This is a genomic window from Caldisalinibacter kiritimatiensis, assembly GCF_000387765.1.
Classification (GTDB): Bacteria; Bacillota; Clostridia; order Tissierellales; family Caldisalinibacteraceae; genus Caldisalinibacter; species Caldisalinibacter kiritimatiensis.
Genome location: NZ_ARZA01000082.1, coordinates 1 through 25,881, shown reverse-complemented (window position 1 = coordinate 25,881; position 25,881 = coordinate 1). Strand labels below are relative to the sequence as shown.

Below are 25,881 nucleotides of genomic sequence, written 5' to 3'. Positions count from 1 at the left end.
GGGTCAGTCCTGAATAAGTGAATAACTTTAAAGTTATTCACTTATTCAGGACTGACCCCTCTAGTTTTAGCTACTTCTGATAAATAGTAGTCTTATTTCTCCCAGTTTCTTTAGATATATATAAAGCTTCGTCTGCTTCTTCTATTATTTTGTCTAGTATTTTATCTTTAGTAGAATAACTAAGTCCTACAGAAATAGTTAAATTTCCTCCTGGTTGAGTTTCTTCACCTATAAAATGGTAATTCTCCACATCTTTTCTTATTCTTTCACCTAAGTTATACATAGTATCAATATCAGAAATATCAGTAAAACATACAATAAACTCTTCTCCACCATATCTTGCTACGTAATCTTTGTATCTATTATCACTATTTCTTGTTTGCTCTCTTAGAATTATAGCTAAATTCTTTAGAACTTCATCTCCGGCAGGATGGCCGTAGGTATCATTATAACTTTTAAAGTGGTCTATATCTATCATTGCTATAGCTATAGGTATACCCATATCTAAAATTTTTTTTACTTCAGACTTAAAATATCTTATATTAGGTAGTTTTGTTAGATAGTCATGATTACAGAGATATCTCAAGTTCTTTTGGAGAATAATATTGTTGCTGGTATCATTTATCATAAGTGCTATACTAACAATAGAAATAGTGGAAAAAACAATCATTAATCCACTTATTCTTAACCATGATAAGAAGTGAAAATCAAGGGACAACAATAATAGCTTATGTATTAGTTGAAATGAAAGATAACTTTTTATTAACCTTTTAATATTAAGTTTTGGGAATATATTATTAGTTTCATTAGGGTCATGGAAGTATGAGCCTATAATAGCGGGAAGGACAATACCTAGTAAGATGTCGATTTGAACATTTGAGACATTTAATTGGAGTTTGTACAATATAGGAAGAATTATAGTTAATGAAGCAAATTTACAACCGGCTATATAGGAAATAATAAAAATACCCACATCTCTTAAATCAAAATATGTGCCGTGATACTCGAAAGGATAAAACATAATCAATATACATAATAGTCCAAAAGTTAAAGGAGACATCCATCTAATAAACTTTTTAGTTGTTATTTTACTATAAATAAAATATTTAATTTTAATTGATACAAACATAAAAGATATAATGACAGTCATATTATTCAGAAAAGCATATAGCATAAAAGTCCCCCCTTAAAAATATTTATATATCTATTATATCAGATTCGCTATAATAATACATACATTAGCAAAATTCGACTTTATATGAATCTTATATACCTAAAAGATTACATAAGTAGAAAGAAGATTAGTCAATAATCCATATTATACAATACTAATTTTTACATAACAAAAACCGATTTCACTAAAACACTTGACAAATAAGAATAAGTTAAATATAATGATAGCGCAGCGAATATAAATTGTAGAAACATGTCGAATATCATTGGTTGTTTTAATCCTATTATACACTTAAGTATAGCTTATAGGAATTTATGTTACCCGGAGTGGTATTTATGAAGATACAAAAAATATTAAATAATAACGTCATTACAACAGTTGATGAAATGACTGGAATGGAAAAGGTTGTCATGGGACGAGGTATAGCCTTTCAAAAGAAAAAGGGTGACGTTGTAGATGCTGATAGAATTGAAAAAGTATTTTTGATTGAGAATGAAAATGAAAATAGAAAGTTCCAAAGTCTTTTCAATAAAATACCACTTGAATATATAAAGGTTACAGAAAAAATAATTAGTTATGCTAAAGAAAGATTAGATAATACTTTGGATGAGCACATATATGTAGCGTTGACAGACCACTTAGCCTTTGCGATAAAGAGAACAAAAGCAGGTATTCGTATCCAAAACCATTTAATGTGGGAGATAAAAAGGTTTTATAAAAAAGAATATGAAATAGGTCAATGGGGAATAGGGTTAGTTAAGGAGGAATTAAGTGTAGAATTACCAGATGATGAAGCAGGTTTTATAGCTTTTCATTTGTTAAGTGCGTCCATGGGAGAAAATATGATGAATACTATGGATATAACAGAGATGGTACAGGATATATTAAACATAATAAAATACGATTTAAAAGTAGAATTTAAACCAGGAGATTTATTATTTGACAGGTTACTTACTCATCTTAGATATTTTGCTCAAAGGGTGATAAACAAAAAGTATATTACAGAAGAGGAAGAACCATTCTATGATTTTATAAAAAACAACTATAAACAAGCTTTTAATTGTTCATTAAAGGTAAAATTATATGTTGAAAAGAATTATGAATATGAAGTAAGTAAAGAAGAAATAGTATACTTAAGTTTACATTTACAAAGAGTAATATCTCGCTTCAAAAATTAATACCTACAATCCTTGTACAAATATTTCAATTTGGGATTGTTACTGGTTAGGCAGGCAAAACCTAAGTTGAAATATATACACATACTTATGCCTTTAGTCCTGTATTGGACTGGATTAAGGGTGTAGTGTATCTATTTGTGTATATATTTTGGCTTAGGTTTTTTATTTTCTATAAAAAATAAAATATCATTTAAAGAGGAGGTATAATAATGGACTATAGTAAAGTTGCTAAAGAAATACTTGAATTAGTTGGTGGAGAAAAAAACATTGAAACTGTAGCCCATTGTGCTACAAGATTACGCTTTGTATTAAAAGATGAAAGCAAAGCTAATAAAAAAGCGGTTGAAAAATTAAATGAAGTAAAGGGAGTATTTTCAAACTCAGGACAGTTCCAAATAATAATTGGACAAGGAGCTGTTAATAAAGTATACAAAGAGCTTGCAACTATAGCTAACATCAAAGAGTCAAGTACAAGTGAAGCTAAAAAAATGGCTATGAAAAATATGAACCCATTACAAAGATTTGCTAGGATGTTATCTAATATATTCGTACCAATCATTCCAGCAATAGTAGCAAGTGGACTTTTAATGGGTACTTTAGGAATGTGTACAACTTTTGGATGGCTAGAAGGAGATAGTGGATTATTTACACTATTAAATATGTTTTCAAATGCAGCATTTATATTTTTACCAATTTTAATTGCATTTAGTGCAGCTAAAGAATTTGGTGCTAATCCATACTTAGCAGCAGCTTTAGGGGGAATCTTGATTCACCCAGCACTACAAAATGCATGGACTCTTGGTGGAGGTATAGAAAAAACTATAACAGTATTTGGTATGGAAGTAGGGATGGTAGGATACCAAGGAACAGTTTTACCAATTTTATTTGCAGTATGGATAATGGGATATGTTGAAAGAAGTATAAGAAAAGTAGTTCCAAATATTTTAGATATTATAGTAACTCCATTTTTAACTTTAATGATAACAGGATTCATATCACTATTAGTGATAGGACCTTTTGGTAGATTATTAGGTGATGGAATTTCAGTTGGACTTAACGTAATTTATGAAAGTGCAGGTGCATTTGCAGGTTTATTATTTGGTGGACTATATTCATCTATAGTAATTACAGGTATACACCATAGCTTCCATGCAATTGAAGCTGGCTTACTAGCAAATCCTGAAATAGGAAGAAACTTCTTACTACCAATTTGGTCAATGGCTAATGTTGCACAGGGTGGAGCTGCATTTGCAGTATTTTTCAAAACTAAAAATAAAAAGCTTAAATCAATTGCATTACCAGCGGGTACATCCTGTTTATTAGGTATTACAGAAGCTGCTATATTTGGTGTTAACTTAAGATTAGTAAGACCATTTATTGCTGCAGCAATAGGTGGTGCACTAGGTGGAGCATACATGGTATTAATGAACGTTGCAATGACTGCAGTAGGTGTTACAGGAATTCCAGGAACTGCAATCGTTGAATCAGCTTCAATGATAAATTATCTAATAGGATTAGTAATTGCCTTTGGTGGAGCATTTATAGCAACTTATATTTTAGGTTTTAAAGATGAAGCTTCAAATGAAGTTGAAGAAGATATAAAAGAAGAAGTTGAGGAAGAAACTAAAGAAGTTAAAGTTAATAGTCAAGTAATTGTATCTCCAATGAGAGGGAAAGCTATATCTATAGAAGAAGTGCCAGACAATACTTTTGCTAACAAGTTCTTAGGAGATGGTATAGCTATTGAACCAGAAGATGGATTAGTAGTTGCTCCAGTTGATGGAACAATAGCTCATATTTTCGAAACAAAGCACGCTATAGCTATTAAAACAGAAACTGGTGTAGAATTGTTAATTCATGTAGGTATAGATACTGTTAAAATGAATGGAGAAGGATTTGAAGCTTTCATAAAAGCAGGAGACAAAGTTAAAGCAGGAGATAAACTATTAAAGGTAGACTTAGACTTAGTAAAAGAAAAGGCAAAATCTACGATAACTCCTATAGTTGTTACAAATACAGATAACTTTGAATCAATTGAGAAATTAAAAGAAGGAAAAGTTGATATAAAAGACGAAGTAATAAAGGTTAATATGAAGTAAAACAAGGAAGGGGATGCATTCTCCTTCCTTCTTGAATTTAGTTAAGAATCAAAATGAAGGAGGGGTATTATGTCAAATAACATTACATGTATTGGAGAATTGCTAATAGATTTTATATGTTCAGACGTAAATGTAGATTTGATAGAAGGTGAAAATTTTGTAAAAAAAGCTGGAGGGGCACCTGCCAATGTAACAGCTGCTATATCAAAATTAGGTGGTAAGGCCTCATTTATTGGAAAGGTAGGGAATGACCCTTTCGGAAAGTTTTTGAAGAAAACTCTTGACGATGTAAATGTTGATACATCTATGCTTGTATTAGATGACGAGCATAATACAACATTAGCTTTTGTGTCATTAAAATCCGATGGCGAAAGGGATTTTGTATTTAATAGAGGTGCAGATGAGTATTTAACATATGATGAATTAGACCAAGATAAACTAAGAGATTCTAAAATAGTGCATTTTGGTTCAGCTACAGGACTTTTAGGCGGAAATTTAAAAGAGACTTATTTAAAAGCTATAAAGTTATGTAAAGAAGAAGGTATATTTATATCCTTTGACCCTAATTATAGAGGAGACTTATGGAAGGGTAGAAAAGAAGAGTTTATAGATATAACAAAGAAATGTATGGAATATGCTGATTTCGTTAAGGTAAGTGATGAGGAGCTTAAAATTATAACTGGAGAAGAAAAACTAGAAGATGGAGTAAAAGGATTACATGATTTAGGAGCTAAAATTGTAACAGTAACACTTGGAAAAGATGGCACATTAGTATCAAATGGGATAGATATGACAACTGTTAAAAGTATAAAAATTAAGTCAGTGGATTCAACAGGTGCAGGGGATGCCTTTGTAGGTGCTACTTTATATAGAATAGCTCAGTTAGAAGCTCCTAAAGATTTAGTAAAAGACTTTGCAAAGATTAAAGAAATTATAGCATTCTCTAATAAGGTAGGGGCAATCACTTGTACTAAGTTAGGAGCAATTTCTTCACTACCAACCCTAGAAGAAGTAGAAAGCAAATAATATATTTAATATAAGGGGTGGTAAAGTTATGGATAAAAATAAGGAGTTAATTGAAAAAGCAGTAAAAGCTATTAATGAAAATAGAGAAACGGTTGAAAGTGATTATTATAGACTAAAATATCATATCATGCCTCCAACGGGACTTCTAAATGACCCAAATGGATTTATTCAATTTAATGGTGAGTACCATCTTTTTTATCAATTTCATCCCTTTGATACAAGTCATGGCTTAAAGTATTGGGGACATTTTAGAAGTAGGGATTTTGTTGAATGGGATGAGTTGCCTATAGCATTAGCTCCAAGTAATTGGTATGAAACACACGGTTGTTATTCGGGAAGTGCTGTAGATAATGATGGTACTTTAACATTGATATATACAGGCAATGTAAAGGATGAAGAGGGTAATAGAGAGACATATCAATGTTTAGCTACAACAGAAGATGGGATTAATTTTGATAAACATGATGACAATCCAGTTATGTACAATCAACCAGAAGGCTATACAAGACACTTTAGGGACCCAAAGGTTTGGAAAAAAGAAGATACTTGGTATATGGTAATCGGAACTCAAACTGTAAAAGAAGAAGGAAGAGTATTATTATTTAAATCAAAGGATTTAAAAGAATGGGAGTTAATTGGAGAGGTTACTGGCTCAAATATAAATGAATTAAAGGATTTTGGATACATGTGGGAATGTCCTGACCTCTTTGAACTTAACTGTAAGGATGTACTAATAGCTTGTCCTCAAGGAGTAGAGTCTCAAGGAGATTTATATAATAATATTTATCAATCTGGGTATGTAGTTGGTAAATTAGACTATGAAACAGGAAAGTTAGAACATGGTGAGTTTACAGAGCTTGACAGGGGATTTGAATTTTATGCACCACAGACAACATTAGATGAAAAGAGTAGAAGAATCTTGATAGGTTGGATGGGACTTCCAGAAAGAGAGGAGCATCCTACAGTGGAAAATAAATGGATACATGCTATGACTATACCGAGGGTTTTAGAGTTAAGGAATGATAAATTGATGCAAAAACCAATAGAAGAGTTAAAAAATATGCGTGAAAATCATGTGTCCTATAAAGATATTGTATTAAATAATGAAGAAATACAGTTAGATAACATATCGGGGGATGTAATAGAGTTATCAGTTGAATTTGTACCACAGGATGCACAAGAGTTTGGGATTAAGGTTAGATGTTCAGAGGACAATGAAGAAGAAACTGTTATTTACTATGATAGAAGTAGTCAAAAACTTGTATTTGACAGAAATAAGTCTGGTAAAGGCTATGGTGGAATTAGACGCTGTCATATAAAAGATAAAAAGAATCTTAAGCTTAATATCTTTATAGATACTTCATCTGTTGAAATATTCGTTAATGATGGAGAAGAAGTATTTACAGGTAGAATTTATCCTAATAAGGATAGCTTGGGGATAAAATTCTTCGCTAAAGGTGGAGCTATAAAGATTAATAAAATAGATAAATGGGATTTATCAGGCTTTAAAATTAATAATTTAATAAATTTATAATACTTAAACGTTAGCCTACGGCTTTAAGTCGTGGGCTTTTTAAAATAAAAAATTTAAAGTGTTAAATTTTTTTAATACACATATACCCCCCAGGGGTAATATGATATAATTATAACTGACAAAACAATTGAAGGGGTGTAATTATGCAACAATATGATATTATTGTTATCGGTTTAGGGCCTGCAGGTATGGCTGTGGCAGGAATGGCTTCAAGCATGAACTTAAAAGTATTAGCAGTAGAAAGACATAAGATAGGTGGAGAATGTCTTAACTATGGATGTATTCCAAGCAAGGCGTTATTAAAGGCAGCAGAAGCTAACATTATAGCAAATACTCTTGAAAAATTTGGTCTTGAATTATCAGGTAAAACAGTTGTTAATAACCCATTACAAATAGTTCAAGATAAGATAAACAAAATAAATAGTCCAAAAACAATGAAAATGTTCGATAAAGTAGATCTTGTTATTGGAGAAGGAGATGCACAATTTGTTGACTCTCATACAATTCAAGTAGGGGATAAAAAATACACTGGTAAAACAATATTTATAGCAACAGGGACAGAACCATTTATTCCACCAATACCAGGATTAAAGGATGTACCAATCTTAACTAATCAAAATGTATTTGAACCAAAGGATGTACCTGAGACTTTAACAGTTATTGGTGGTGGTGCTATTGGTACAGAAATGGCACAAGCATTTTCAAGATTAGGAAGTAAGGTTACTTTAGTTCAAATGGACCCACATTTGATTCCAATTGGCGACGAAGAAGCGGGAAGACTATTAGAGGAAGTATTTACGGAAGAAGGCATTGAAGTATACAATAGTACAAAGATAGAAAAGGTTGAAAAAGTAGGAGATAAGATAATAACTTATACAGATAAAGGCGTATTTGAATCTGATGAAATATTAGTTGCAACAGGTAGAGCTCCAGCTGTAGATTCATTAGGACTAGATAATGCTGGCATCGAGTATACAAAGAAGGGTATAGCTGTAGATGAATATTTTAGAACTAACCATAAACATATATATGCTGTTGGAGATTGTAACGGAAAGGCTTTACTTTCCCATGCAGCTATGCACCAAGGTATGTTAGCATTATTTAATTCCCAAAGTCCACAAACAGTAGAAAGATTAAAATGGAGTAACTATGTAGTACCTTGGTCCGTATTTACTAAACCAGAAATAGCACAAGTAGGATTAACAGAAAAAGAAGCTAAAGAACAAGGAATTGACTACATTGTAATAAAAGAAGAATATGAAAATTATGGAAGAACATTAGCTGATGGTCAGCCAATTGGATTTGTAAAAGTAATAACAGATAATCAAGGTAAGATATATGGAGCTACTATTGCAGGAGATGGAGCTAGTGAACTAATACATGAATGGGCATTAGCTATTCAGTATGGCTTAACAATGTTTAATATAGCTATGATGCAGCATTCATTCCCAACATTATCATTAATGAACAAAAGAGCAGCAGAACAATGGATGATGAAAGCAATGCAGTCAGGTTCAATGGAACAAATGATGGCTGCATTGATGAAATAAATTATATAGTGAGGCAGAGGATATAAAAAATTAGTAGGTGTCGTTTAAACGACACCTACTAATTTTTTATAAATAAAGTTAATTTTTTATGCTGTAAATCCCTGTTCATTAGATTTAGGCTCAATAACTTTTTCTTTTGACTTAGATTCAACGTTTTTTTCTTTAGATTTTATTTTCATGATTTTTTTCTGTTTCTTATAAGATCTTCCTATGCTTTCTATTAATAAGAAACTCATAATAGTTAAAATGATAGCAAATGGAAGTCCTGTACTAATTACGGCTGTTTGTAATGCAGATAATGCTTTTTCTCCACCAATCAGTAATAATATCGCAGCAACAAGACCTTCCATGCTTGCCCAGAATACTCTTTGAGGTACTGGTGAATCTAGCTTACCACCAGATGTAATGTTATCTACAACTAATGAACCAGAGTCACTAGATGTTACGAAGAATGAAATAACTAATACAGTAGCTAGTGTAGATAAAGCCACTTTTAGAATTCCACTTAAGAATGCAATGTCTAGTTGATTTATCATTTCAAATAAAGCAATTGGTAGATTGTTTTGTACTACTTCAAATAATTGTCCATTAACTAAATCATTAATATAGATAGCACTTCCACCGAACACTGATAACCATAAGAAAGATAATATAGATGGAACAATTAATACCGCTAATACGAATTCTCTAATTGTTCTTCCTTTAGAAACTCTAGCGATAAACATACCTACAAATGGTGACCAAGATATCCACCACGCAAGATAGAATACAGACCAACTACCTTGCCATGAGTTATCTCCTAATGATACGAAGAAAGAATTTTTCACTAAGTCATTCACATAAACTCCCAAAGAATTAGAGAATAATTTTAAAATATATGATGTTGGTCCTAAAATTAGAACAGCAGTCATAAATACAAATGCTATTTTTATATTTAGTTTAGAAAGCATTTTTACACCTTTGTCTATACCAGATACAACTGATAAAGTAGCCATAAATGTAATAGCTGCGATTAATATAACCTGTATCTTTACACTAAATTCTATACCTAATAGATAACTTAAACCACTGTTAATCTGTTGTACTCCAAGACCTAATGAAGTAGCTAGACCGAATAGACAAGCTAACACTGCTAAAACGTCTATGATGTCACCGATAATACCAAAAACTTTATCTTTTAAGATTGGATAAAATACTGACCTTAAAGATAATGGTAATTTCTTATTATATGCAAAAAATGCTAAAGCTAATGAAATTAATGCATAAATGCCCCAAGGGTGTAAACCCCAGTGGAAAAATGTAGTTGCCATTGCTGAGACAGCTTTGTTGGAGCTTTCAAATATTGGTGGCTTGACTGCTGAATGATATAAAGGCTCTCCAACTGCCCAGAACATTAAACCGATACCCATACCAGCTGAAATTAGCATTGAATACCAAGCAAAGTTTGAAAATTCTGGCTTACTATTAACTCCTCCGATTTTTACGTTACCTAGTTTTGAAAAGGCTAGAAACAAACAAACTAAGATAAAGAAGTTACTAGATAAAATGAATAACCAATCTCCTCTAGATATAATAGTATTTTTAATAGTTTCAAAAACTTGATTAGCATGCTCTAGGTTAAATAAAGCATAACCAGCAAAGACTAATATTAATAATCCTGCTACAATAGAGACAACTGGGTTCATATCTAATCCGAATTTAGTAAAGTTTCTACTATATAATTTTTCTTCAAGCTGTTTACTAATGTCTTCCTTCATTGGCATCACCTCTTTTTTACTTTTTTTAAAACGAAAAAGGCACTCTAACCCTATGATAATCATAGAGTTAGAGTGCCTAAGTTTCGCCAAAGATTTGGCTCACTTTATACCACGGAACACCGTAGTATAGTTTAGACCCATTTGGACCTAAACAGACCCCAGTTCTATGGTAAATGTTTTTCGACAATAGTTTCGCTACAAAATGGCTAGTTTACTTAAATCTGCGAAGGGCATATTTAAGCTCACTAGCCAAGCTACTGCTATTGTCTACTTCACATTTATAATTAAATTTAACATAAAAATAACATTCTATATTGGAAAATAAGAAATGCAAGTATCATGTATACAAACCACAATACAAATTTAGTGAGTTTTATAAACATAGATTAACTATCCAATTGTAAAAATGTAATATACTAATAAGACGATGTCCATAAATCAAAACCTACAAATACAGTACAAGCACCATTTAAGTATAACATAAACTATTGAAAAAGTCAAAATTAGCAGTTTTAAGTTTTTTTTATTTCAAACCAAACTGTAGTACCTTGATTTATTTTACTTTTTATACCATAGTTGAAGTTATGAATTTCTAAAATATTTTTAACTATAGACATACCTAGTCCAGTACCACTGTCATTTCTCTTTCGTGATTTATCAGCTTTGTAAAATCTATCCCATATATATGGTAAATCCTCTTCTGGTATTCCCTTTCCATTATCTGATATTTCAACTTTTACTATATTGTTTATATTATAAACTTTTATAGTAACTTGACCATTTTCAAAGGAGTGTCTTATAGCATTATTTATTAAGTTAAAGAAAACTTGATGTATTTTTTCTTTATCGGCATATATTTCTGTACTTTGATTATCAATGTCTATATTGATAGATATATTCTTTTTATCTGCAAAGAATGATAGTTTCTGTATCACATCTTCTATTACATTTATGATAGGAAACTTTGATAAATAAGGGTTAGAATAATTGGCTTCCATTTTCGATAAATAAAGTATGTCTTCTACCATTCTATTTAGACGATTAGATTCATCAATTATTACATTTAGATGCTCTTTTCTATCTTTTTCATTATCGTCTACATCCATTACTAATTCAGCATAGGCTTTAATTAAGCTAATAGGAGTTTTTAATTCATGAGATATATTTGCAATAAACTCTTTTCTAAGTTTCTCGATTTGACCTAGCTGAACGGCCATATTGTTTACTGTATCTCCTAAGATTCCTATTTCATCTTCAGAGTTAATATCTACATTCGCTTCAAAATCACCTTTAGCAATACGTTTGGATGTATTAATTATTTTTAATATAGGTTTAGTAAAGGTTTTAGAAAAAACTAGGGCTAATAATGTACCTATTAATAGAGAAATTATAGAAATAAGCGAAAGTTGTTTTCTTAAAATAGATGATGCTTCTTCAATTGGAGCTAAAGGAGAAGTTAGCAATATAGTTCCGATTATGTTATTTTTATTTTTAATTGGAATACCAACTATTATCAATCTGTCTTTGAATGCAGGATTATGTTTCTGCACAGTAAAAATATTACCTTGAACTATGTTTTTCTGTATATATGGGTCATTATATAAGTAAAATAGACTTCTTCGTAGTATTTCATCTGCTTCTATATTATTTCTAACAAATATTTTAGGGACACTATAAAATATAATATTACTTTTACTATTAGCAATAACGACGTTGGTATTATATGAAGAAGAAAATGAATGTATTTCATCTATTATTTTTTCAGTAATTCCATATTGATTTGAATTTAAGATAAGCTCCGCTATTTGCTTACCTTCATTTATTAGTATATTTTTTCTTTCACTAATGTAGAATTTATTTAAAAGTCCAACTTGAAATATCCAAACAATTAATAATATAAACACTACTAATGATGTAATGCCTAACCACAACTTACCTAATATACTCTTCATATTAATCTCCTACCTTAAATTTATATCCTGTTCCCCAAACTGTTTGTATATATTTCTTATATTTACCCAGTTTTTCTCTAAGCTGTTTTATATGGGTATCTACAGTTCTCGCATCACCAATAAATTCATATCCCCACACTTTATTTAATAATTGTTCTCTAGACATAACTATTTCTTGGTTTTTAGCTAAAAAGTATAGAAGTTCATATTCTTTAGGAGTTAAAGTTATTTCTTTATTTTCAACTAAAACTTGCTTTGAAAGTGGTCTTATTTCCGATTTACCTATTTTAAAACTATTGTTGCTTTGAATCTGAGTATTATTACTTCTTTTAAGTATTGCTTTAACTCTAGCAACAAGTTCCTTTGGACTAAATGGTTTAGTTATATAGTCATCTGCCCCTAATTCAAAACCAAAGAGTTTATCATATTCTTCTCCTCTAGCCGTTAACATTATTATTGGTACAGAAGATTCTTCACGGATTTTTCTACATACAGTCCATCCCTCTATTTTGGGCATCATAATATCTAGAATTATAAGAGAGAATTGTTCAGCTTTGAATTTTTCTAATGCTTCTTCACCATCGTTAGCTTCTTCAACTTTAAAACCTTCTTTTTCTAAATATATTTTTATAACATGCCTCATTTTTTCTTCATCATCAGCAATAAGAATTTTATGCTCAACCATAGCCTTCTCTCCTTTAATATATTTTTAAGTTTATAATATCATAAATAGGCTAATTTTAGATATGGACTTGTGATGTTTTTGGTTTATATCACAAAGTTTTCACATTTTTATCACAAATACACTTAAGAATGAAAATGTAAAATATTCTTATTTTAAATACACTATTATCACAAAATGCTCACAAGTAAAACCTATAATAACATTGTAATGAAAATAATTTAAAAAAAGAAAGGAGAATGTCAAATGAGGATGAGTAGTTTAAGTAAGAAAATTATTACAGGTGTTTTAGTAGGTAGCGTTGTATTATCACTTGGAGTTACAGCTTTAGCTGCGGATAATAATGAAGCTAGTACTTTAAGAGAGAGAGTCAAGTTTAGAAAAGAGTTTAAAAGGCCAAAGGATGAATTAATGATTGTGCTTGATAGATTAATAGAAGAAGGTACAATTACCGAAGAACAAAGCAACTCTATAAAGCAGTATATTGAGCAAAAGATAGAAGAGAAAAGACACTCAATTCCGCCAGCACTAAAGAAAGATTTATTAGGTGAATTAGTAGAGGAAGGAGTATTAACAGAGGATATAGTGGATGTAATAAGAAATGAGCACAGAGAATTAAGACATGAAAAAGTACAGGAAAGCTTAAATAATTTAGTAGAAGAAGAAGTAATTAGTGAAAATGATGTTGAAAATATCATAGACTTTATGGAGCAAAAAGCTGAAGAAAGAATGGAAGAATTGGATAAAATAAAGAATATGACTGAAGTACAGAGAAGAGAGTATTTTATGAAAAAAAGAGGAGAAAGAAAAAATATAATGAGTCAAATGATAGAAGAGGATATTATTACAGAAGAGCAAGCAGAAGAAATTAGGAAGGTTTTACCTAGACCTGAGCATCATAAGAGACCAATGGGACATTTTCGTAAAAATCGTAAAAAAGGACCTAGATTTTAAGTGATTTAAAAGGGCTGGATTATATCCAGCCCTCAATTATTATGATTATTTGCCTTCTTGGAGATTTAGAGTTTGCTCCCATATATTTAAAAATAAATCTTTATCATAATCAGGGATATTACCCAATCTCCATATAGAAATATTTTTTATACAAAAGAGTTTTGCAAGATTTACCTTTGTTAAAACACTACGTGTATCCTCATACCAAATGATATTTTGCTTATTAGATCCTTCATCAAAATACGTAAAGTATGGATTTTCAGATGCTTTATCATATTTCATTTCTAAACTATCCTGTGTTTCTTCGTTTAATAGTCTATCTTTTATTTGCTCATATGTAGGACTGAAAAATTCAATATTTCCTTTACTATCTTTTTGAATCTGTACTGCATCAAATGATAATTGAAGCATGATTTTGTTTTTGTCTTTTATACCAGTATTTTTATTAGTGATTTCCTTTAATGCATTATATACATCAAAGCCTTCATTATAGATATTTTCTATTGGTGTAAGAGGATTTTTTATATCATAAAAGTTTTCTTCTACATTAGATTTTATCAATTTTTCAACATCATTAACATAATAGTCGTGTGCCATTAAAATTACTTTATCAGCTATTTGTCCTATAGTTTTATAGTCATATCCTTTATAATAATACCCAGGTTGTACTGCTACATGTAGTTTTTTATGATTTTTATCAAGTTCCATTTTTAATTCATTTAAAAATGTATTAAAGTGATTAGCTAATTCTATATCTTTTATTTGTTCAAAATCTATAACTACACCGTCAAATGATATTGTTTTACTTTTATATTTAAGTTTATTTACACTTTTAACAATTTGAGATATTACATCTTTTCTTATTTCTGGACTTGTTATTATTCTTTCTACAAGACCAACATTATCTTCAGATTTATTCGATTGATTTGAAGCAAAAACCATCAAGTTTATAGAAACATTATTATCATTTGCAATTTCTATAACTTCTTCAAATCCATTTGGTAGATAAAAAGCGTTGTTTTTAGTTTTATCAGTTTTAAGTTGAACTTTTTGTTTTTCTTCATTAAATTCTAGACAACTCCATCCGTAGCTAACAGCATTAAAATCCTCAATTAAATCTCTTTGAGAATAAGAACGTATTGCATAAAAGCCATGCATTTCGTTTAAAGGCTCTTTAATTTTCTTGTACATATCTAGTATTATTTCTTGAATGTGATTTTCGGCAACTTTGTCTTTTAATGGATTTTCCAAATAAGTTATTTTATTTGTTAAAGTGTCAAATCCCATGGCTCTAATAAACATTAGTTCAACTTCTTCTTTGGTAATAAATTTACTACATTTTATATCTCTATCTATTGGTAATCCATGTTGTATTGCTATTTCAAGTGCTTTTTTTGTAGTGAGTTCTTCAGTTTTTTCATCAGTTTCTTCAGCTATATCCCATTCTAACATCTTTACTAAATTAGTTATGTATTCACCATTTGTAATTTTATTATATGTAGTTATTATTACTGTTCTAGTTTCACCATTCCAACCAACTTGTGCACCAAGACTGTCAGCAACAAAACGTGCAGGAACTAAAGTCCTGCCATCTATAATAGTGGCGGGGACATCTAACTCTATAATTTTATCATTTACCATTACATTAGTATTGTCAATTTGTAGGTTAATTGATATATCGCCCTTTGTTCCTATTACAGTTCTTGTTTCACCATCCCACTTTACTTTAGCACCTAAAGTTTCAAAAATAGCCCTTACTGGTACTAATGTTCTTCCATTAATAATAGTTGGAGGTACATCAAATTCTACTTCTTCTCCATCAATGGTTACTTTAATATCATTAGGTAGTTGAGCGTATATTGGTTTAATAATTAATAAATTAAGTATTATTAGTGCGGATAATAATGTTAGCAGCTTCTTCATGTTAACTCTCCTTTCAGATAATACTAATACATTTATTCTATAAGTATTTGTAAAACCCTTCAATGTACAAAAATGGAATTGATTTCGTTAGAAGAGAGAAAATGCTATAGGTTTTATTTAGGAAAACTATGGAAGAAATAAAGGGAATATAATTATTAATATAGAATATAAATGTTAGAAAAATAGAAAGCTTACAAATTATAGGATTCTGTAATAGAGAAAGGATAGTTTATATTCATTATCGAAAGGGGGCAGGTGGTGTATATACTATGGAAATGTTAATACCACTTATATATTTTTCATGGATTATTATATTAATTCTCATAATTGGTATTGCTAAAAATAAGGAAGAACAATATTTAAAGCAAACTTTTTTTCTCTAATAATACTTTCGGTTTTTGCAGCACTCATGTTTTTAGCAGATAATAGATACAAACTTTTCTCAATTAGTATATACGTAGGTGTGCTTTCGTTAATTGGGTACTTGTTTTCAGATATAAAAAGAAAGGAATAATGTTTGTATTCAGTTATATATAAAGTGTAAAATATATATTTTAGGAGGTTATAATGAACAGAATAATTAAGCATTTAGTTTTTGCCACAATAACATTTATTTTAATATCAACAGTAGTTTATTATTTCTTTTTTAAAAAACACAATGTCAATTATGAATACGGCTTTAAACCACAGATGGCACCTAACAGATTAATGACAGTAGAACAGATGAAAGAGGATTTAGATTATGTGGTAAATGTTCTGAGGGATGTTCATCCAAAAACATATAATGGATTTAGTAATGAACAAAATTTGGTGATTGAAAATGCATATAAAAAGATAAACAAGATAATGAAAGTAGGGGATTTTTATTTTGTTCTTAATGAAGTAATATGTTCTTTAAAAGATGCTCACACTATGATATTTATAGAACTTTCTAAAGATGATAGAATTATAGATTTACCGATAGTATGGCTTAATGATGGAATGTACATAAAAGAAGATACTGAACAATTAAAGAAAGGTGATAAGATATTATTTATTAGGCAAAAAAGTGAAGAAGATTTATTAAAAGAGCTAGAAAAAATAATACCTGCTGAAAATCAGCAATGGGTCAAGGTTAGAGGGAAATCTAATCTTATTAAGGAACCTTTCTTAAGATATTTAGGATTGATAGAGAACGATTATGTCAATGTAAAGATACAGAGAGATGAAAAAGAACTAGAAGTACAGCTTCCATTAATAAAAAATAAAAAGAGTAAACAAAACATGACTGAAGAATGGGTAAGTTATAGCGTAGATAAGGAAAATTCCCTTGGAGTTTTTAAATTGGATACATGCAACTATGATGAAAAGTATAAAACAACAGTGGCAAACTTTTTTAAAGAAGTTTCAAAATATAATATAAAGAACGTAGCAGTTGATGTAAGAAATAATTCAGGCGGAGATTCTAGGGTTGTAGACGAATTTCTAAGATACATTGATATCGATAATTATTTGAGCTTTTCAGGTGATATTAGATATTCTAAACAAGCCAGTGAACAAAGAGGATATTCAAGAAAAAGTGGATATAAATCATATCGTAAACAATTTATAAACAATAAAAAGGTTTTAAATAAAGAATTACTCTTTGATGGAAATGTATATATTATAACTTCACCTCGTACCTTTAGTTCAGCAAATTGGTTTGCTGTTATTATGAAGGATAATAATATTGGGAAGGTAATAGGTGAGCCTACAGGCAATCAACCTTCTAGCTATGGGGATGTACTACGGTTTCAAACTCATAATTCAGGTTTTGTTTTTCAAGTATCCCTTAAAAGATGGGTAAGACCAAATACAGATAATGACCCTGAAAACTGCTTACATCCTGATATTGAAGTTTATACTACTATAGAAGACATCATTAATGAAAGAGACCCACAGGTAGAAAAGTTAATAGAAATTATTAATGAGTAAATTAAAAAAAACAAAATCCGTAACTAACGTTACGGATTTTGTTTTTATTTAGCATTAAAATAAAGATAGAAAATACAAAGGAGGTAATCCCATGATAGAAAAAGTTTATAACTACAAAAATGCCGATGAAAGGATAATAGAAAAGATAGTAGATGATGATAATGTAGCTTTAAATCACATGGTACTTACAAAGGATACTGGACTTCCAGAGCATTATTCAAATTCAAATGTGTATATGATTATAGTTAGGGGTACAATGACTCTTCAACTAGATGAGCAGGAGCCAATAAAGTATTCAGTAGGTGATATAATTAATATTCCATACAAAACTAAAATGAATGTTAATAATTTTGATAATGCTACATTAGAGTTCTTTGTAATAAAAGCTCCAAATCCTAGAAATTACAGAGGTGAATAATATGGACTTTTTAACTTTAGCCCTTTGGATTGTAACTGGAATAGGTTTTATAATTTCTGTTATTAAGGATAAGAAAAAGACCTTTAAATCAATGAAGATGTCTAGAAATATGATGAAGAATATGATAGGACAGATAATAGGGATTATATTTCTTATTGGTTTGATTTTAACATTTATCCCACCCGAGATTATTAAAAACTATTTAGGCAAATCAAATGCTATAATTTCTACAGTAGTTTCTGCTATAGTAGGAAGTATAACATTAATACCAGCCTTTATAGCAATACCACTAGTAGGTTCGTTAGTTGATGCAGGGGCAAGTATAGTACCAGCAGCTGCATTTTTAACTACTTTAACAATGGTAGGATTTGTGACTTTTCCGTTAGAAAAGCAAGAGTTTGGCTTAAAATTTGCGTTAACAAGAAACAGTTTAAGCTTTATATTTGCTATTTTTATAGCACTTGTAATGGGGGTGCTTATGTAAAATGAACAAAGTAATTGGGATTATAAAGAAAAATAAGCTACTTTTTTCAGTAATATTGACATATATAATTTTGTTTATTGTTAAACCTGATAAAGGTATTGAATCTATAAAGAATAGTACCTATTATATTATAGAAATGATAGAGATTATGCCAGTTATATTTATATTGACATCATTAATCGAAGCATGGGTACCAAGAGAGGTTATAATAAACAACTTAGGAGAAAATTCAGGAATAAAAGGTGGAATATTTTCATTCATATTAGGCAGTTTTTCTGCTGGTCCTATATATGCAGCATTTCCTGTTAGTAAAACTTTATTAAGAAAAGGAGCAAGTGTATTTAATATAGTAATAATTTTAAGTGCATGGGCAGTAGTTAAAGTTCCTATGCTTATGAATGAAGCGAAATTCTTAGGTGTTAAATTTATGGGAATAAGATGGATATTAACTATTCTTTCAATACTTATAATGGCTTATTTAGTATCTCTTCTTGTTAAAAAGGATACTATACCAGCTAATAATAAAAATCAAAATAATGATTTAAGTGGTATAAAAGTAAAACAGAAGTATTGCATAGGATGTGGCCTTTGTGCAAGGATTGCACCTAATAACTTTGAAATGATAGAAGGAAAAGCGAAAGTTAAGAATAAAAATATAGATATTAATGATATTAAAGAAGTTAATGAAGCTATAGAAAAGTGTCCAGCTAAAGCTATAGGATAGATTTGAGGGTCAGGCCTGACCCTTTATTTATTATCCCGTCTTTAAATTTCTTATTCAGGCCTGACCCTTTATTTATTACCCTAATACTATTTTCACTATAAACAATACTACCATTACATACATCAGTAGTGATACGTCTTTAAATTTCTTATTTAATAGCTTTAATGCAACGTAGCTTGTCATACCGAAAACTATACCTTCTGAAATACTGTAAGTAAGTGGCATCATTATTATTGTTAAGAATGCAGGTATAGCCTCAGTGTAATTATCAAAGTCTATATCCTTTATTGGTGACATCATAAATAATCCTACTAATATAAGTGCTGGTGCTGTTGCAGCAGATGGTATCATCATAAAAAGTGGAGACAGGAATAAAGCAACTGTAAACATAAAGGCTGTAGATAATGCAGTAAGTCCAGTTCTGCCTCCATCTGCAACTCCTGCGGCACTTTCAACATAAGTTGTAACTGTGCTTGTACCAAAAAGAGCTCCTAGTGTAGTACCTATTGAGTCAGCAAAAAGGGCTTCTTTAGCCTTTGGTACATTCCCCTTTTCATCTAACATATTTGCCTTTGTTGCAACACCCACTAGAGTTCCAACCGTGTCGAACATATCTACAAATAAGAACGTAAATAGAACTATTAGCATTTTGGGTGAAAATATTTCTGTAAAATTAAGTTTAAATAGTATAGGTTTTAATGAAGGGGGAGTACTTACAAATTTTAATCCTTCTGGTAATTTGGTAACTCCCATAGGTATACCTATAACAGTTGTAGCTATTATACCTAATAATAATGCTCCTTTAGTTTTTCTTGCTAATAATAAACCAGTTATAATAAGACCTATTAATGCAAGTAATACAGGTGGTGATGTAACTTTACCTAACTCAACAGGAACTCCATCTAGTTTACCATCTCCTACATGAAACATACCTGTTTTTACTATTCCTGAATTATAAAGACCTAAGAAAGCTATAAACAGACCAATTCCTACAGAAACAGCTTTTTTTAAGTTTACAGGAATCGCATTTACAATAGCTTCTCTTATATTAAAAAATGTAAGAATGATAAATATGATTCCTTCAATAAAAACTGCTGTAAGGGCAGTTTCCCATGAGTATCCCATACCTAAAACTACTGTAAAAGCAAAGAAAGCATTTGGTCCCATAGCAGGAGCTAATGCAAAAGGAAGATTTGCATAAAGAGCCATAACTAATGTAGCAACTATTGAAGATAAAGCTGTTGCGGTAAATAATGCACTTGAATCCATTCCTGTAGCAGAAAGAATATTTGGATTAACTATTAAAATATAAGCCATAGTCATAAAAGTAGTTATACCAGCCATGATTTCAGTTTTCACATTTGTCTTATTTTGTTTTAATTTAAATATTTTTTCTAATGGCGATACATAATCGTTTAATTTTGTAAATTCCATTGCTTGTCCTCCTTTGTTGTAAATACAGCAGATAATACGAACGATATTTGTATTATCTTTTGTTTTGTTCGCACATTTAAAAATAATAATATATAAACAGGGGTTAGTCAATAGAAAAAACGAATTTTTTTAATGAAAAAATATATATATTATGGATTATTACGAATGATATTTAGTGACACATAGATTTAATTCGAATAAATGTATATTTCTTTATGTGTTAGAGCTAGAATAAATTTCGATATATCTATCTTGGAGTATCCTTATTCCTAAAAGTATAGACATGTTTTTTTCTATTTTTTTATTTTCTTTTATACCTAAAGGTTTATTAATACTTGAAGTTACATTGTTTATTGTATGAATGTTATTTTGGGTGATTTCACTATTTACTATTTCGCAATAAGGGAAATTATTATAATATTGTATATCTATTTTGTTTTTATTTTCAGAAGCGCATGTTAAATAAGTATTCTTTATACAGTTATTTTTCGAAAAGCTTAAATTATTTAAGTATTTAATTTCGGATGATGTAGATTTTATAGGTAGGTTAGGAGGTTGAATATTAAATACAATATTTGTAGTAAATTCAAATGGAATTTTTATAGTACAGTGCCTTGTAGAACCCTTTGCCCCTATTATGTTTGAAGGATGATATGAATAATAATCCATATGTTCTTTTAGAATACCTTTAATATAAACAACTTCTGTTCCTGGTATTAGCATACATTGTGTTATTAATAATTTATTATCTATATTTTTTATACTACTTACTTCATATGACAAATTTAGTGAAAAACTTAAATTGAATTGAGTTGAGAATTCAGCTAAAATTACAGGAACTTTTGCTTCTGTATATCCAGATATAGTTTCGATATCTACTGGATTATTTTCGCATTTTCCTAACACTTTACTATCGATTTTTAATTGTTTCTTATTTTTCACTTGTTAACACTCCTTTTCTATGTAATTTTAGTGAATGAAATTTATTCATATTTATATATTATGCTTTAGCTTAGCTTAGGTTCGTGTATATATAAAAATAAAAGCGGCATTTACGCCGCTTTTAAAACTATTACTATTCTTTACATCCACATATTTGACCTGTAGCTGGGTCGATTAAAACTTGTCGATTTTGCAATAACTTTAGTGTTAAGAATATAACCATTTTTTCTTCTATTTCATCAAAGTATTTTTCTTCAAATGGAGCATCAGAATCAATAGGAGTTCTGTTTAAATATTCATCATATTCAACAATTCTGCTACTTATTAATTCGCAGAAAGGTAGTTCATTGAAGTACTCTGTGCTTATTTTATTGAATTCTGATAAGTCACCAGACAATAGTTTATCTTTTTCTGCAAAACCATTAGGAAGTTCTTCTGTTTTAAAGAATTCAAATTCAGATTGAGTTGTTTCAATTATTGGTGCTGGGTTAGTACCATTGAAAGTTACATCAGTTGTACATTCGAATGGAATATCTACTGTACAATGTTTGATTTTACCGCATACACCATCACTGTTATAGCAATCTATAGTTGAGAAATCAATATTCTTTCTTACGAAACCTTTAATGAATAGTACATTAGTATCCTGTAATAATAGGCATTGAGTAATTTTTAGTCTTTTCTTAATATCTTTTATTTCAAGCGCCGGCCATGGAAGTTCGATATTTGCTGTTACATGGAACTTAACAGTAAGTTCTGATAAAACTACAGGTATTTTTGCAACTACACCAGTAGTTATTGGGTCTAGCTCAACAGGAGTGTTTTTACATATTCCAACTGTTCCGCCTTCAACATCAGCACAATAAGTTTGACCTTGGTTGTTATTATATTCAACATTAACTTGATTTACTTCACTTTTCACATTAGCATCCATATAGTGTCAACTCCTTATTTATTTTTTTGTGTCAAAACTCTGTTGTCCTAATTCCTAATACATAGTATTCAGAAGTATTGTTTTAGTGATATTTATAAAAAAATTTTTTTATAACTTAAAAAATACATACTAGTTAACTTAACAAAATGATAATAAAAAATTAGTGGAGAGTAGAATATTTTGTGTTAATATATTATAGAAGACAAAAAGAGGAAAATTATCTAAAAATTTAGGGGGCGAAATATTCTATGTATAAATTAGTGGCAATTGATATGGATGGGACTTTGCTAAATAAAGAGCATAAGATATCAAAGGAAAACTTTAAAGCCATCCAAGAGGCAATAGATGCAGGAGTTAAGGTGGTACTAGCTTCAGGACGTATATTTGGTGGATTACGTCCTTACCTAGAAGAGTTAAATTTAATAAATGATGATAACTATTGTGTATCTTGTGCAGGTGGATTAGTAGTAAATAATACTATGAGTAAAATAATTCAAAATTATAGTTTAGGTATGGAAGAGTTAAAATATATCTATAAATTAGCTAATGAACTCAACTTGAGTGTAAATGTATATACCAGAGATAAAATTGTAGCTTTTCAAGATGATGCCTTTAGTCAATTAGAATCGATAGCAAATCGTGTTCCGGTAGAAATAAAAGATTTTGATTCACTACAGGACATTGAAGCATATAAAGTTACAATTATAAATGATAGTGCAAAGGCATTAAAGAAAATAAAAGTGTTCTTTGAAGAATTTATTGATATAGATGAAAAATATTTAAAAAACGCTAAAATACTAGAAGAGAATGTGTTAGATACAGTTACAACTAGACTTTCTGATAAATACACTGTTGTAAAACCTTTTGAATTTACATTAGAAGTTATAAATAAAAATTGCAATAAGTGGACGGGAGTTAAAAGAATAGCTGACCAATTAGGTATTAAACAAGAAGAAATAATATGTATAGGGGATTCAGAAAATGATGAACATATGATAAGAAATGCAGGGCTAGGTGTAGCTATGGCAAATGGTTTTTCTAAAATGAAGAAGATAGCTGATTATGTGACATATACAAATGACCAGCATGGTGTGGCACATGTGATAAATAAGTTCATTTTAGAAAAAGACCTTGCTTATGCTGAATAATTATGGAACAAATTGGAAATTGAGTAAATTGAAGATATATGTTATAATAATAAAAAGGGAAGTTTATTATAAAATTTTACCTAACAATAATATTAATATACATTACAAAGGATATTACTATATAAACAGAATAAAATGTTTTACGATATGAAGCCAAGGGTTGTACTAATCCTTGGCTTTTTTAATAACTTACATATCACATTAAGGGATTAGGGGATAATCACACAAGCAACTCAAATTTAATAAAAGGAAAGGGGGCTTACTATGGGGATAAGATATCGTAATACAGAAACAAAAAGGTTAAATCGGGGGTATCAGCATCTACATTTTAGTAATATTCATCTATTTAAAGATGTTTATACTGGACAAGAATATTCTGAACCGAGTCTTATAATGAAGATGGCAAAAACTAAATATTTTGCACATTTACACAATTCATTTCCAGCAAACCATTAAATTTGTAAGTCAAGGGATAAGTTTCCCTTGATTTTTTGTTTGTAGTTAAGAATTTTTCATACACAAAAGGCTTTATATATGATATAATACACAGAGTTGCCATATATTGAGTTTTTTAATTAATACAATACAATATCTAGTAGGAAAAAGGAGGTAACCAATGAAAAAGACCTCAAAAAAGTTGAATAATGTAAATATAGTAATAGATGGAGTAGTTGGGGTTGGTAAATCTACACTATTGAGAATTTTAAAGGAGAGGGAAGGATTTACACCTTTATATGAACCAGTAATAGATAACCCTATTTTACATAAGTTTTATTCCAATATGGAGCGTTATGCATTTCCCCTTCAAGTACACTTTTTAAATAAAAAGTTTCGTTTTATAAAAGAGAGTAGAAAAATTAAAGGTAAAGTAGTAATGGATAGAAGTATATATGGAGATGCTATTTTCGCTAAGATGCATCTAGAAAATGGCAACATGTCTAAGACTGAGTATGAACTTTATTATGAATTATTTGATAATATGATGATGAATATAACCCCACCAACACTAGTAGTATATCTTGAAATTAGCGTTGATAAAGCTATAGAAAGAATTAAGCTTAGGGGAAGAGAATATGAAATGAATGTGGATAGAGCGTATTGGGAAAGATTGAATAAGCATTATACTCAATTATACAATGATTTTACTGAAGCTCCTATATTAAAGATTAATGTTGATAATATTGATTTTGAAAATAATAAAGAGCATCAGGATTATGTAGTTGGCCTTATAATGAATAAAATAGAAGAAATAAACAGGCTGGCAGGTTAAGAGAGGAGGAATTAAAATGGAAACTAATCAAAATAATATTTCATTAATTGTTGATGGAGTAGTAGGAGTTGGAAAATCAACTCTTATGCGAATATTAGAAGAGAAAAGGGGATATAAAGCTCTACCAGAGCCAGTAATAGACAATCCCTTGTTGGACAGGTTCTATGAAGATAGAAAGAGATACTCATTTCCATTACAGATTTTATTTTTAAATAGACGTTTTAAACATATAAAGGAAGCTTCAAAATTAAACAAGGTTGTAATGGATAGAAGTATATATACAGACATTATATTTGCCAAGCAGCTTAGAGATATAGGAGACATGGATAAAGAAGAGTACGATATATATTATGATTTATTACATAATATGCTTGAACACTGTGAGCCACCGACTTTAATGATATATCTTGAGATTAGTACTGATAATGCTATATCACGTATTAGAAAAAGAGGTAGAGATTTCGAACAACACGTAGAGAGAGATTATTGGGAAGAATTAAATAAAAACTATGATGATTTCTTTGAAAGCTACAATTACACAGAATTATTAAAGATAAATGTCGATGGTATAGATTTTGAAAATAATCCAGAACATCAAAAATATGTATTAAATCTTATTGATAATAAATTGAGAGAACTAGGAAAATTAGCAGGATAAAAAATCAAGGGTTAAGTAGCCCTTGATTTTTTTATTGTCTAGGAAAGTATAAAAAATTTTGATAAAATGAAGTGGGCGTAGCCCTGA

At 29.8% G+C, this 25,881-nt stretch carries 22 protein-coding genes; 14 read left to right on the top strand and 8 right to left on the bottom strand.

Annotated features, from left to right (window positions below):
• Positions 1 to 70: 70 nt before the first annotated feature.
• Complete coding sequence (locus L21TH_RS04115) at positions 71 to 1,174, bottom strand: diguanylate cyclase (protein ID WP_006310044.1); 1,104 nt, start codon at positions 1,172 to 1,174, stop codon at positions 71 to 73.
• Between the two features lie 335 nt (positions 1,175 to 1,509).
• On the opposite strand from L21TH_RS04115, the gene licT reads away from it, so the two are divergent.
• The 5 genes from licT to L21TH_RS04090 all read left to right on the top strand — a co-directional run bounded on the left by licT (position 1,510) and on the right by L21TH_RS04090 (position 8,561).
• Positions 1,510 to 2,352 (top strand): BglG family transcription antiterminator LicT, encoded by an 843-nt coding sequence (licT, locus tag L21TH_RS04110; RefSeq protein WP_006310042.1) that lies wholly within the window; start codon positions 1,510 to 1,512, stop codon positions 2,350 to 2,352.
• Positions 2,353 to 2,561: 209 nt separating this feature from the next.
• Entirely contained in the window at positions 2,562 to 4,451 is a 1,890-nt protein-coding gene (locus L21TH_RS04105; protein WP_006310040.1) for a sucrose-specific PTS transporter subunit IIBC, read from the top strand.
• A gap of 69 nt (positions 4,452 to 4,520) precedes the next feature.
• The gene (locus tag L21TH_RS04100) at positions 4,521 to 5,477 is read left to right on the top strand and encodes a carbohydrate kinase family protein (RefSeq protein ID WP_006310039.1); all 957 of its coding nucleotides are present in this window, start codon (positions 4,521 to 4,523) and stop codon (positions 5,475 to 5,477) included.
• Between the two features lie 28 nt (positions 5,478 to 5,505).
• On the top strand, positions 5,506 to 7,011 hold the full coding sequence (locus L21TH_RS04095) for a glycoside hydrolase family 32 protein (protein WP_006310038.1): 1,506 nt from the start codon (positions 5,506 to 5,508) through the stop codon (positions 7,009 to 7,011).
• Positions 7,012 to 7,154: 143 nt separating this feature from the next.
• A complete protein-coding gene (locus L21TH_RS04090; RefSeq protein ID WP_006310030.1) occupies positions 7,155 to 8,561 on the top strand; it encodes a dihydrolipoyl dehydrogenase family protein in 1,407 nt (468 codons plus the stop codon).
• 86 nt (positions 8,562 to 8,647) lie between these two features.
• Here L21TH_RS04090 and L21TH_RS04085 read toward each other — a convergent pair whose 3' ends face one another.
• The 3 genes from L21TH_RS04085 to L21TH_RS04075 form a co-directional block, all read right to left on the bottom strand.
• Complete coding sequence (locus L21TH_RS04085) at positions 8,648 to 10,318, bottom strand: BCCT family transporter (RefSeq protein WP_006310028.1); 1,671 nt, start codon at positions 10,316 to 10,318, stop codon at positions 8,648 to 8,650.
• Between the two features lie 512 nt (positions 10,319 to 10,830).
• Positions 10,831 to 12,270, bottom strand: coding sequence for a sensor histidine kinase (locus L21TH_RS04080; RefSeq protein ID WP_006310026.1), 1,440 nt, complete (start codon positions 12,268 to 12,270; stop codon positions 10,831 to 10,833).
• A 1-nt stretch (position 12,271) separates the two neighbouring features.
• The gene (locus L21TH_RS04075) at positions 12,272 to 12,955 is read right to left on the bottom strand and encodes a response regulator transcription factor (RefSeq protein WP_006310025.1); all 684 of its coding nucleotides are present in this window, start codon (positions 12,953 to 12,955) and stop codon (positions 12,272 to 12,274) included.
• 243 nt (positions 12,956 to 13,198) lie between these two features.
• Here L21TH_RS04075 and L21TH_RS04070 point away from each other — a divergent pair, with 243 nt between their 5' ends.
• Positions 13,199 to 13,906, top strand: a complete 708-nt coding sequence (locus tag L21TH_RS04070) for a hypothetical protein (RefSeq protein WP_006310024.1) — start codon at positions 13,199 to 13,201, stop codon at positions 13,904 to 13,906.
• Between the two features lie 45 nt (positions 13,907 to 13,951).
• Here the strand turns inward: L21TH_RS04070 and L21TH_RS13705 are convergent, their stop codons facing one another.
• Positions 13,952 to 15,829 carry a stalk domain-containing protein gene (locus L21TH_RS13705; protein ID WP_006310023.1) on the bottom strand — a complete coding sequence of 626 codons (1,878 nt, stop codon included), beginning with the start codon at positions 15,827 to 15,829 and terminating at the stop codon, positions 13,952 to 13,954.
• A gap of 567 nt (positions 15,830 to 16,396) precedes the next feature.
• Here L21TH_RS13705 and L21TH_RS13700 point away from each other — a divergent pair.
• From L21TH_RS13700 to L21TH_RS04045, 4 genes are all read left to right on the top strand, one after another.
• Positions 16,397 to 17,782: a S41 family peptidase gene (locus L21TH_RS13700; protein ID WP_006310021.1), complete on the top strand. Its 1,386-nt coding sequence runs from the start codon at positions 16,397 to 16,399 to the stop codon at positions 17,780 to 17,782.
• A 91-nt stretch (positions 17,783 to 17,873) separates the two neighbouring features.
• Positions 17,874 to 18,200, top strand: a complete 327-nt coding sequence (locus tag L21TH_RS04055; protein ID WP_006310019.1) for a cupin domain-containing protein — start codon at positions 17,874 to 17,876, stop codon at positions 18,198 to 18,200.
• Between the two features lies 1 nt (position 18,201).
• Complete coding sequence (locus L21TH_RS04050; RefSeq protein ID WP_006310017.1) at positions 18,202 to 18,684, top strand: permease; 483 nt, start codon at positions 18,202 to 18,204, stop codon at positions 18,682 to 18,684.
• A 1-nt stretch (position 18,685) separates the two neighbouring features.
• Entirely contained in the window at positions 18,686 to 19,408 is a 723-nt protein-coding gene (locus L21TH_RS04045; RefSeq protein WP_006310015.1) for a permease, read from the top strand.
• 75 nt (positions 19,409 to 19,483) lie between these two features.
• Here the strand turns inward: L21TH_RS04045 and L21TH_RS04040 are convergent, their stop codons facing one another.
• The 3 genes from L21TH_RS04040 to L21TH_RS04030 form a co-directional block, all read right to left on the bottom strand.
• On the bottom strand, positions 19,484 to 20,842 hold the full coding sequence (locus tag L21TH_RS04040) for an NCS2 family permease (RefSeq protein WP_006310014.1): 1,359 nt from the start codon (positions 20,840 to 20,842) through the stop codon (positions 19,484 to 19,486).
• 213 nt (positions 20,843 to 21,055) lie between these two features.
• On the bottom strand, positions 21,056 to 21,784 hold the full coding sequence (locus tag L21TH_RS04035; protein WP_006310012.1) for a DUF7852 domain-containing protein: 729 nt from the start codon (positions 21,782 to 21,784) through the stop codon (positions 21,056 to 21,058).
• A 133-nt stretch (positions 21,785 to 21,917) separates the two neighbouring features.
• Complete coding sequence (locus tag L21TH_RS04030) at positions 21,918 to 22,718, bottom strand: CsxC family protein (protein ID WP_006310010.1); 801 nt, start codon at positions 22,716 to 22,718, stop codon at positions 21,918 to 21,920.
• Positions 22,719 to 22,966: 248 nt separating this feature from the next.
• Between L21TH_RS04030 and L21TH_RS04025 the strand changes: the two genes are divergently transcribed.
• The 4 genes from L21TH_RS04025 to L21TH_RS04010 all read left to right on the top strand — a co-directional run bounded on the left by L21TH_RS04025 (position 22,967) and on the right by L21TH_RS04010 (position 25,794).
• On the top strand, positions 22,967 to 23,866 hold the full coding sequence (locus L21TH_RS04025) for a Cof-type HAD-IIB family hydrolase (protein WP_006310005.1): 900 nt from the start codon (positions 22,967 to 22,969) through the stop codon (positions 23,864 to 23,866).
• Positions 23,867 to 24,130: 264 nt separating this feature from the next.
• Positions 24,131 to 24,322, top strand: coding sequence for a hypothetical protein (locus tag L21TH_RS04020; RefSeq protein ID WP_034429274.1), 192 nt, complete (start codon positions 24,131 to 24,133; stop codon positions 24,320 to 24,322).
• Between the two features lie 160 nt (positions 24,323 to 24,482).
• Positions 24,483 to 25,136, top strand: coding sequence for a deoxynucleoside kinase (locus L21TH_RS04015; RefSeq protein ID WP_006310004.1), 654 nt, complete (start codon positions 24,483 to 24,485; stop codon positions 25,134 to 25,136).
• Positions 25,137 to 25,152: 16 nt separating this feature from the next.
• Positions 25,153 to 25,794 carry a deoxynucleoside kinase gene (locus L21TH_RS04010; RefSeq protein ID WP_006310003.1) on the top strand — a complete coding sequence of 214 codons (642 nt, stop codon included), beginning with the start codon at positions 25,153 to 25,155 and terminating at the stop codon, positions 25,792 to 25,794.
• Positions 25,795 to 25,881: the final 87 nt, after the last annotated feature.

Coding starts and splice junctions, on each gene's coding strand:
- L21TH_RS04040 (WP_006310014.1), bottom strand. CDS start 20,842: ATGGAATTTACAAAATTAAACGATTATGTATCGCCATTAGAAAAAATA.
- L21TH_RS04015 (WP_006310004.1), top strand. CDS start 24,483: ATGAAAAAGACCTCAAAAAAGTTGAATAATGTAAATATAGTAATAGAT.
- L21TH_RS04070 (WP_006310024.1), top strand. CDS start 13,199: ATGAGGATGAGTAGTTTAAGTAAGAAAATTATTACAGGTGTTTTAGTA.
- L21TH_RS04080 (WP_006310026.1), bottom strand. CDS start 12,270: ATGAAGAGTATATTAGGTAAGTTGTGGTTAGGCATTACATCATTAGTA.
- L21TH_RS04045 (WP_006310015.1), top strand. CDS start 18,686: ATGAACAAAGTAATTGGGATTATAAAGAAAAATAAGCTACTTTTTTCA.
- L21TH_RS04030 (WP_006310010.1), bottom strand. CDS start 22,718: ATGGATGCTAATGTGAAAAGTGAAGTAAATCAAGTTAATGTTGAATAT.
- L21TH_RS04100 (WP_006310039.1), top strand. CDS start 4,521: ATGTCAAATAACATTACATGTATTGGAGAATTGCTAATAGATTTTATA.
- L21TH_RS04075 (WP_006310025.1), bottom strand. CDS start 12,955: ATGGTTGAGCATAAAATTCTTATTGCTGATGATGAAGAAAAAATGAGG.
- L21TH_RS04010 (WP_006310003.1), top strand. CDS start 25,153: ATGGAAACTAATCAAAATAATATTTCATTAATTGTTGATGGAGTAGTA.
- L21TH_RS04020 (WP_034429274.1), top strand. CDS start 24,131: ATGGGGATAAGATATCGTAATACAGAAACAAAAAGGTTAAATCGGGGG.
- L21TH_RS04085 (WP_006310028.1), bottom strand. CDS start 10,318: ATGAAGGAAGACATTAGTAAACAGCTTGAAGAAAAATTATATAGTAGA.
- L21TH_RS04050 (WP_006310017.1), top strand. CDS start 18,202: ATGGACTTTTTAACTTTAGCCCTTTGGATTGTAACTGGAATAGGTTTT.
- L21TH_RS04095 (WP_006310038.1), top strand. CDS start 5,506: ATGGATAAAAATAAGGAGTTAATTGAAAAAGCAGTAAAAGCTATTAAT.
- L21TH_RS04105 (WP_006310040.1), top strand. CDS start 2,562: ATGGACTATAGTAAAGTTGCTAAAGAAATACTTGAATTAGTTGGTGGA.
- L21TH_RS04055 (WP_006310019.1), top strand. CDS start 17,874: ATGATAGAAAAAGTTTATAACTACAAAAATGCCGATGAAAGGATAATA.
- L21TH_RS04025 (WP_006310005.1), top strand. CDS start 22,967: ATGTATAAATTAGTGGCAATTGATATGGATGGGACTTTGCTAAATAAA.
- L21TH_RS04090 (WP_006310030.1), top strand. CDS start 7,155: ATGCAACAATATGATATTATTGTTATCGGTTTAGGGCCTGCAGGTATG.
- L21TH_RS13705 (WP_006310023.1), bottom strand. CDS start 15,829: ATGAAGAAGCTGCTAACATTATTATCCGCACTAATAATACTTAATTTA.
- licT (WP_006310042.1), top strand. CDS start 1,510: ATGAAGATACAAAAAATATTAAATAATAACGTCATTACAACAGTTGAT.
- L21TH_RS13700 (WP_006310021.1), top strand. CDS start 16,397: ATGAACAGAATAATTAAGCATTTAGTTTTTGCCACAATAACATTTATT.
- L21TH_RS04115 (WP_006310044.1), bottom strand. CDS start 1,174: ATGCTATATGCTTTTCTGAATAATATGACTGTCATTATATCTTTTATG.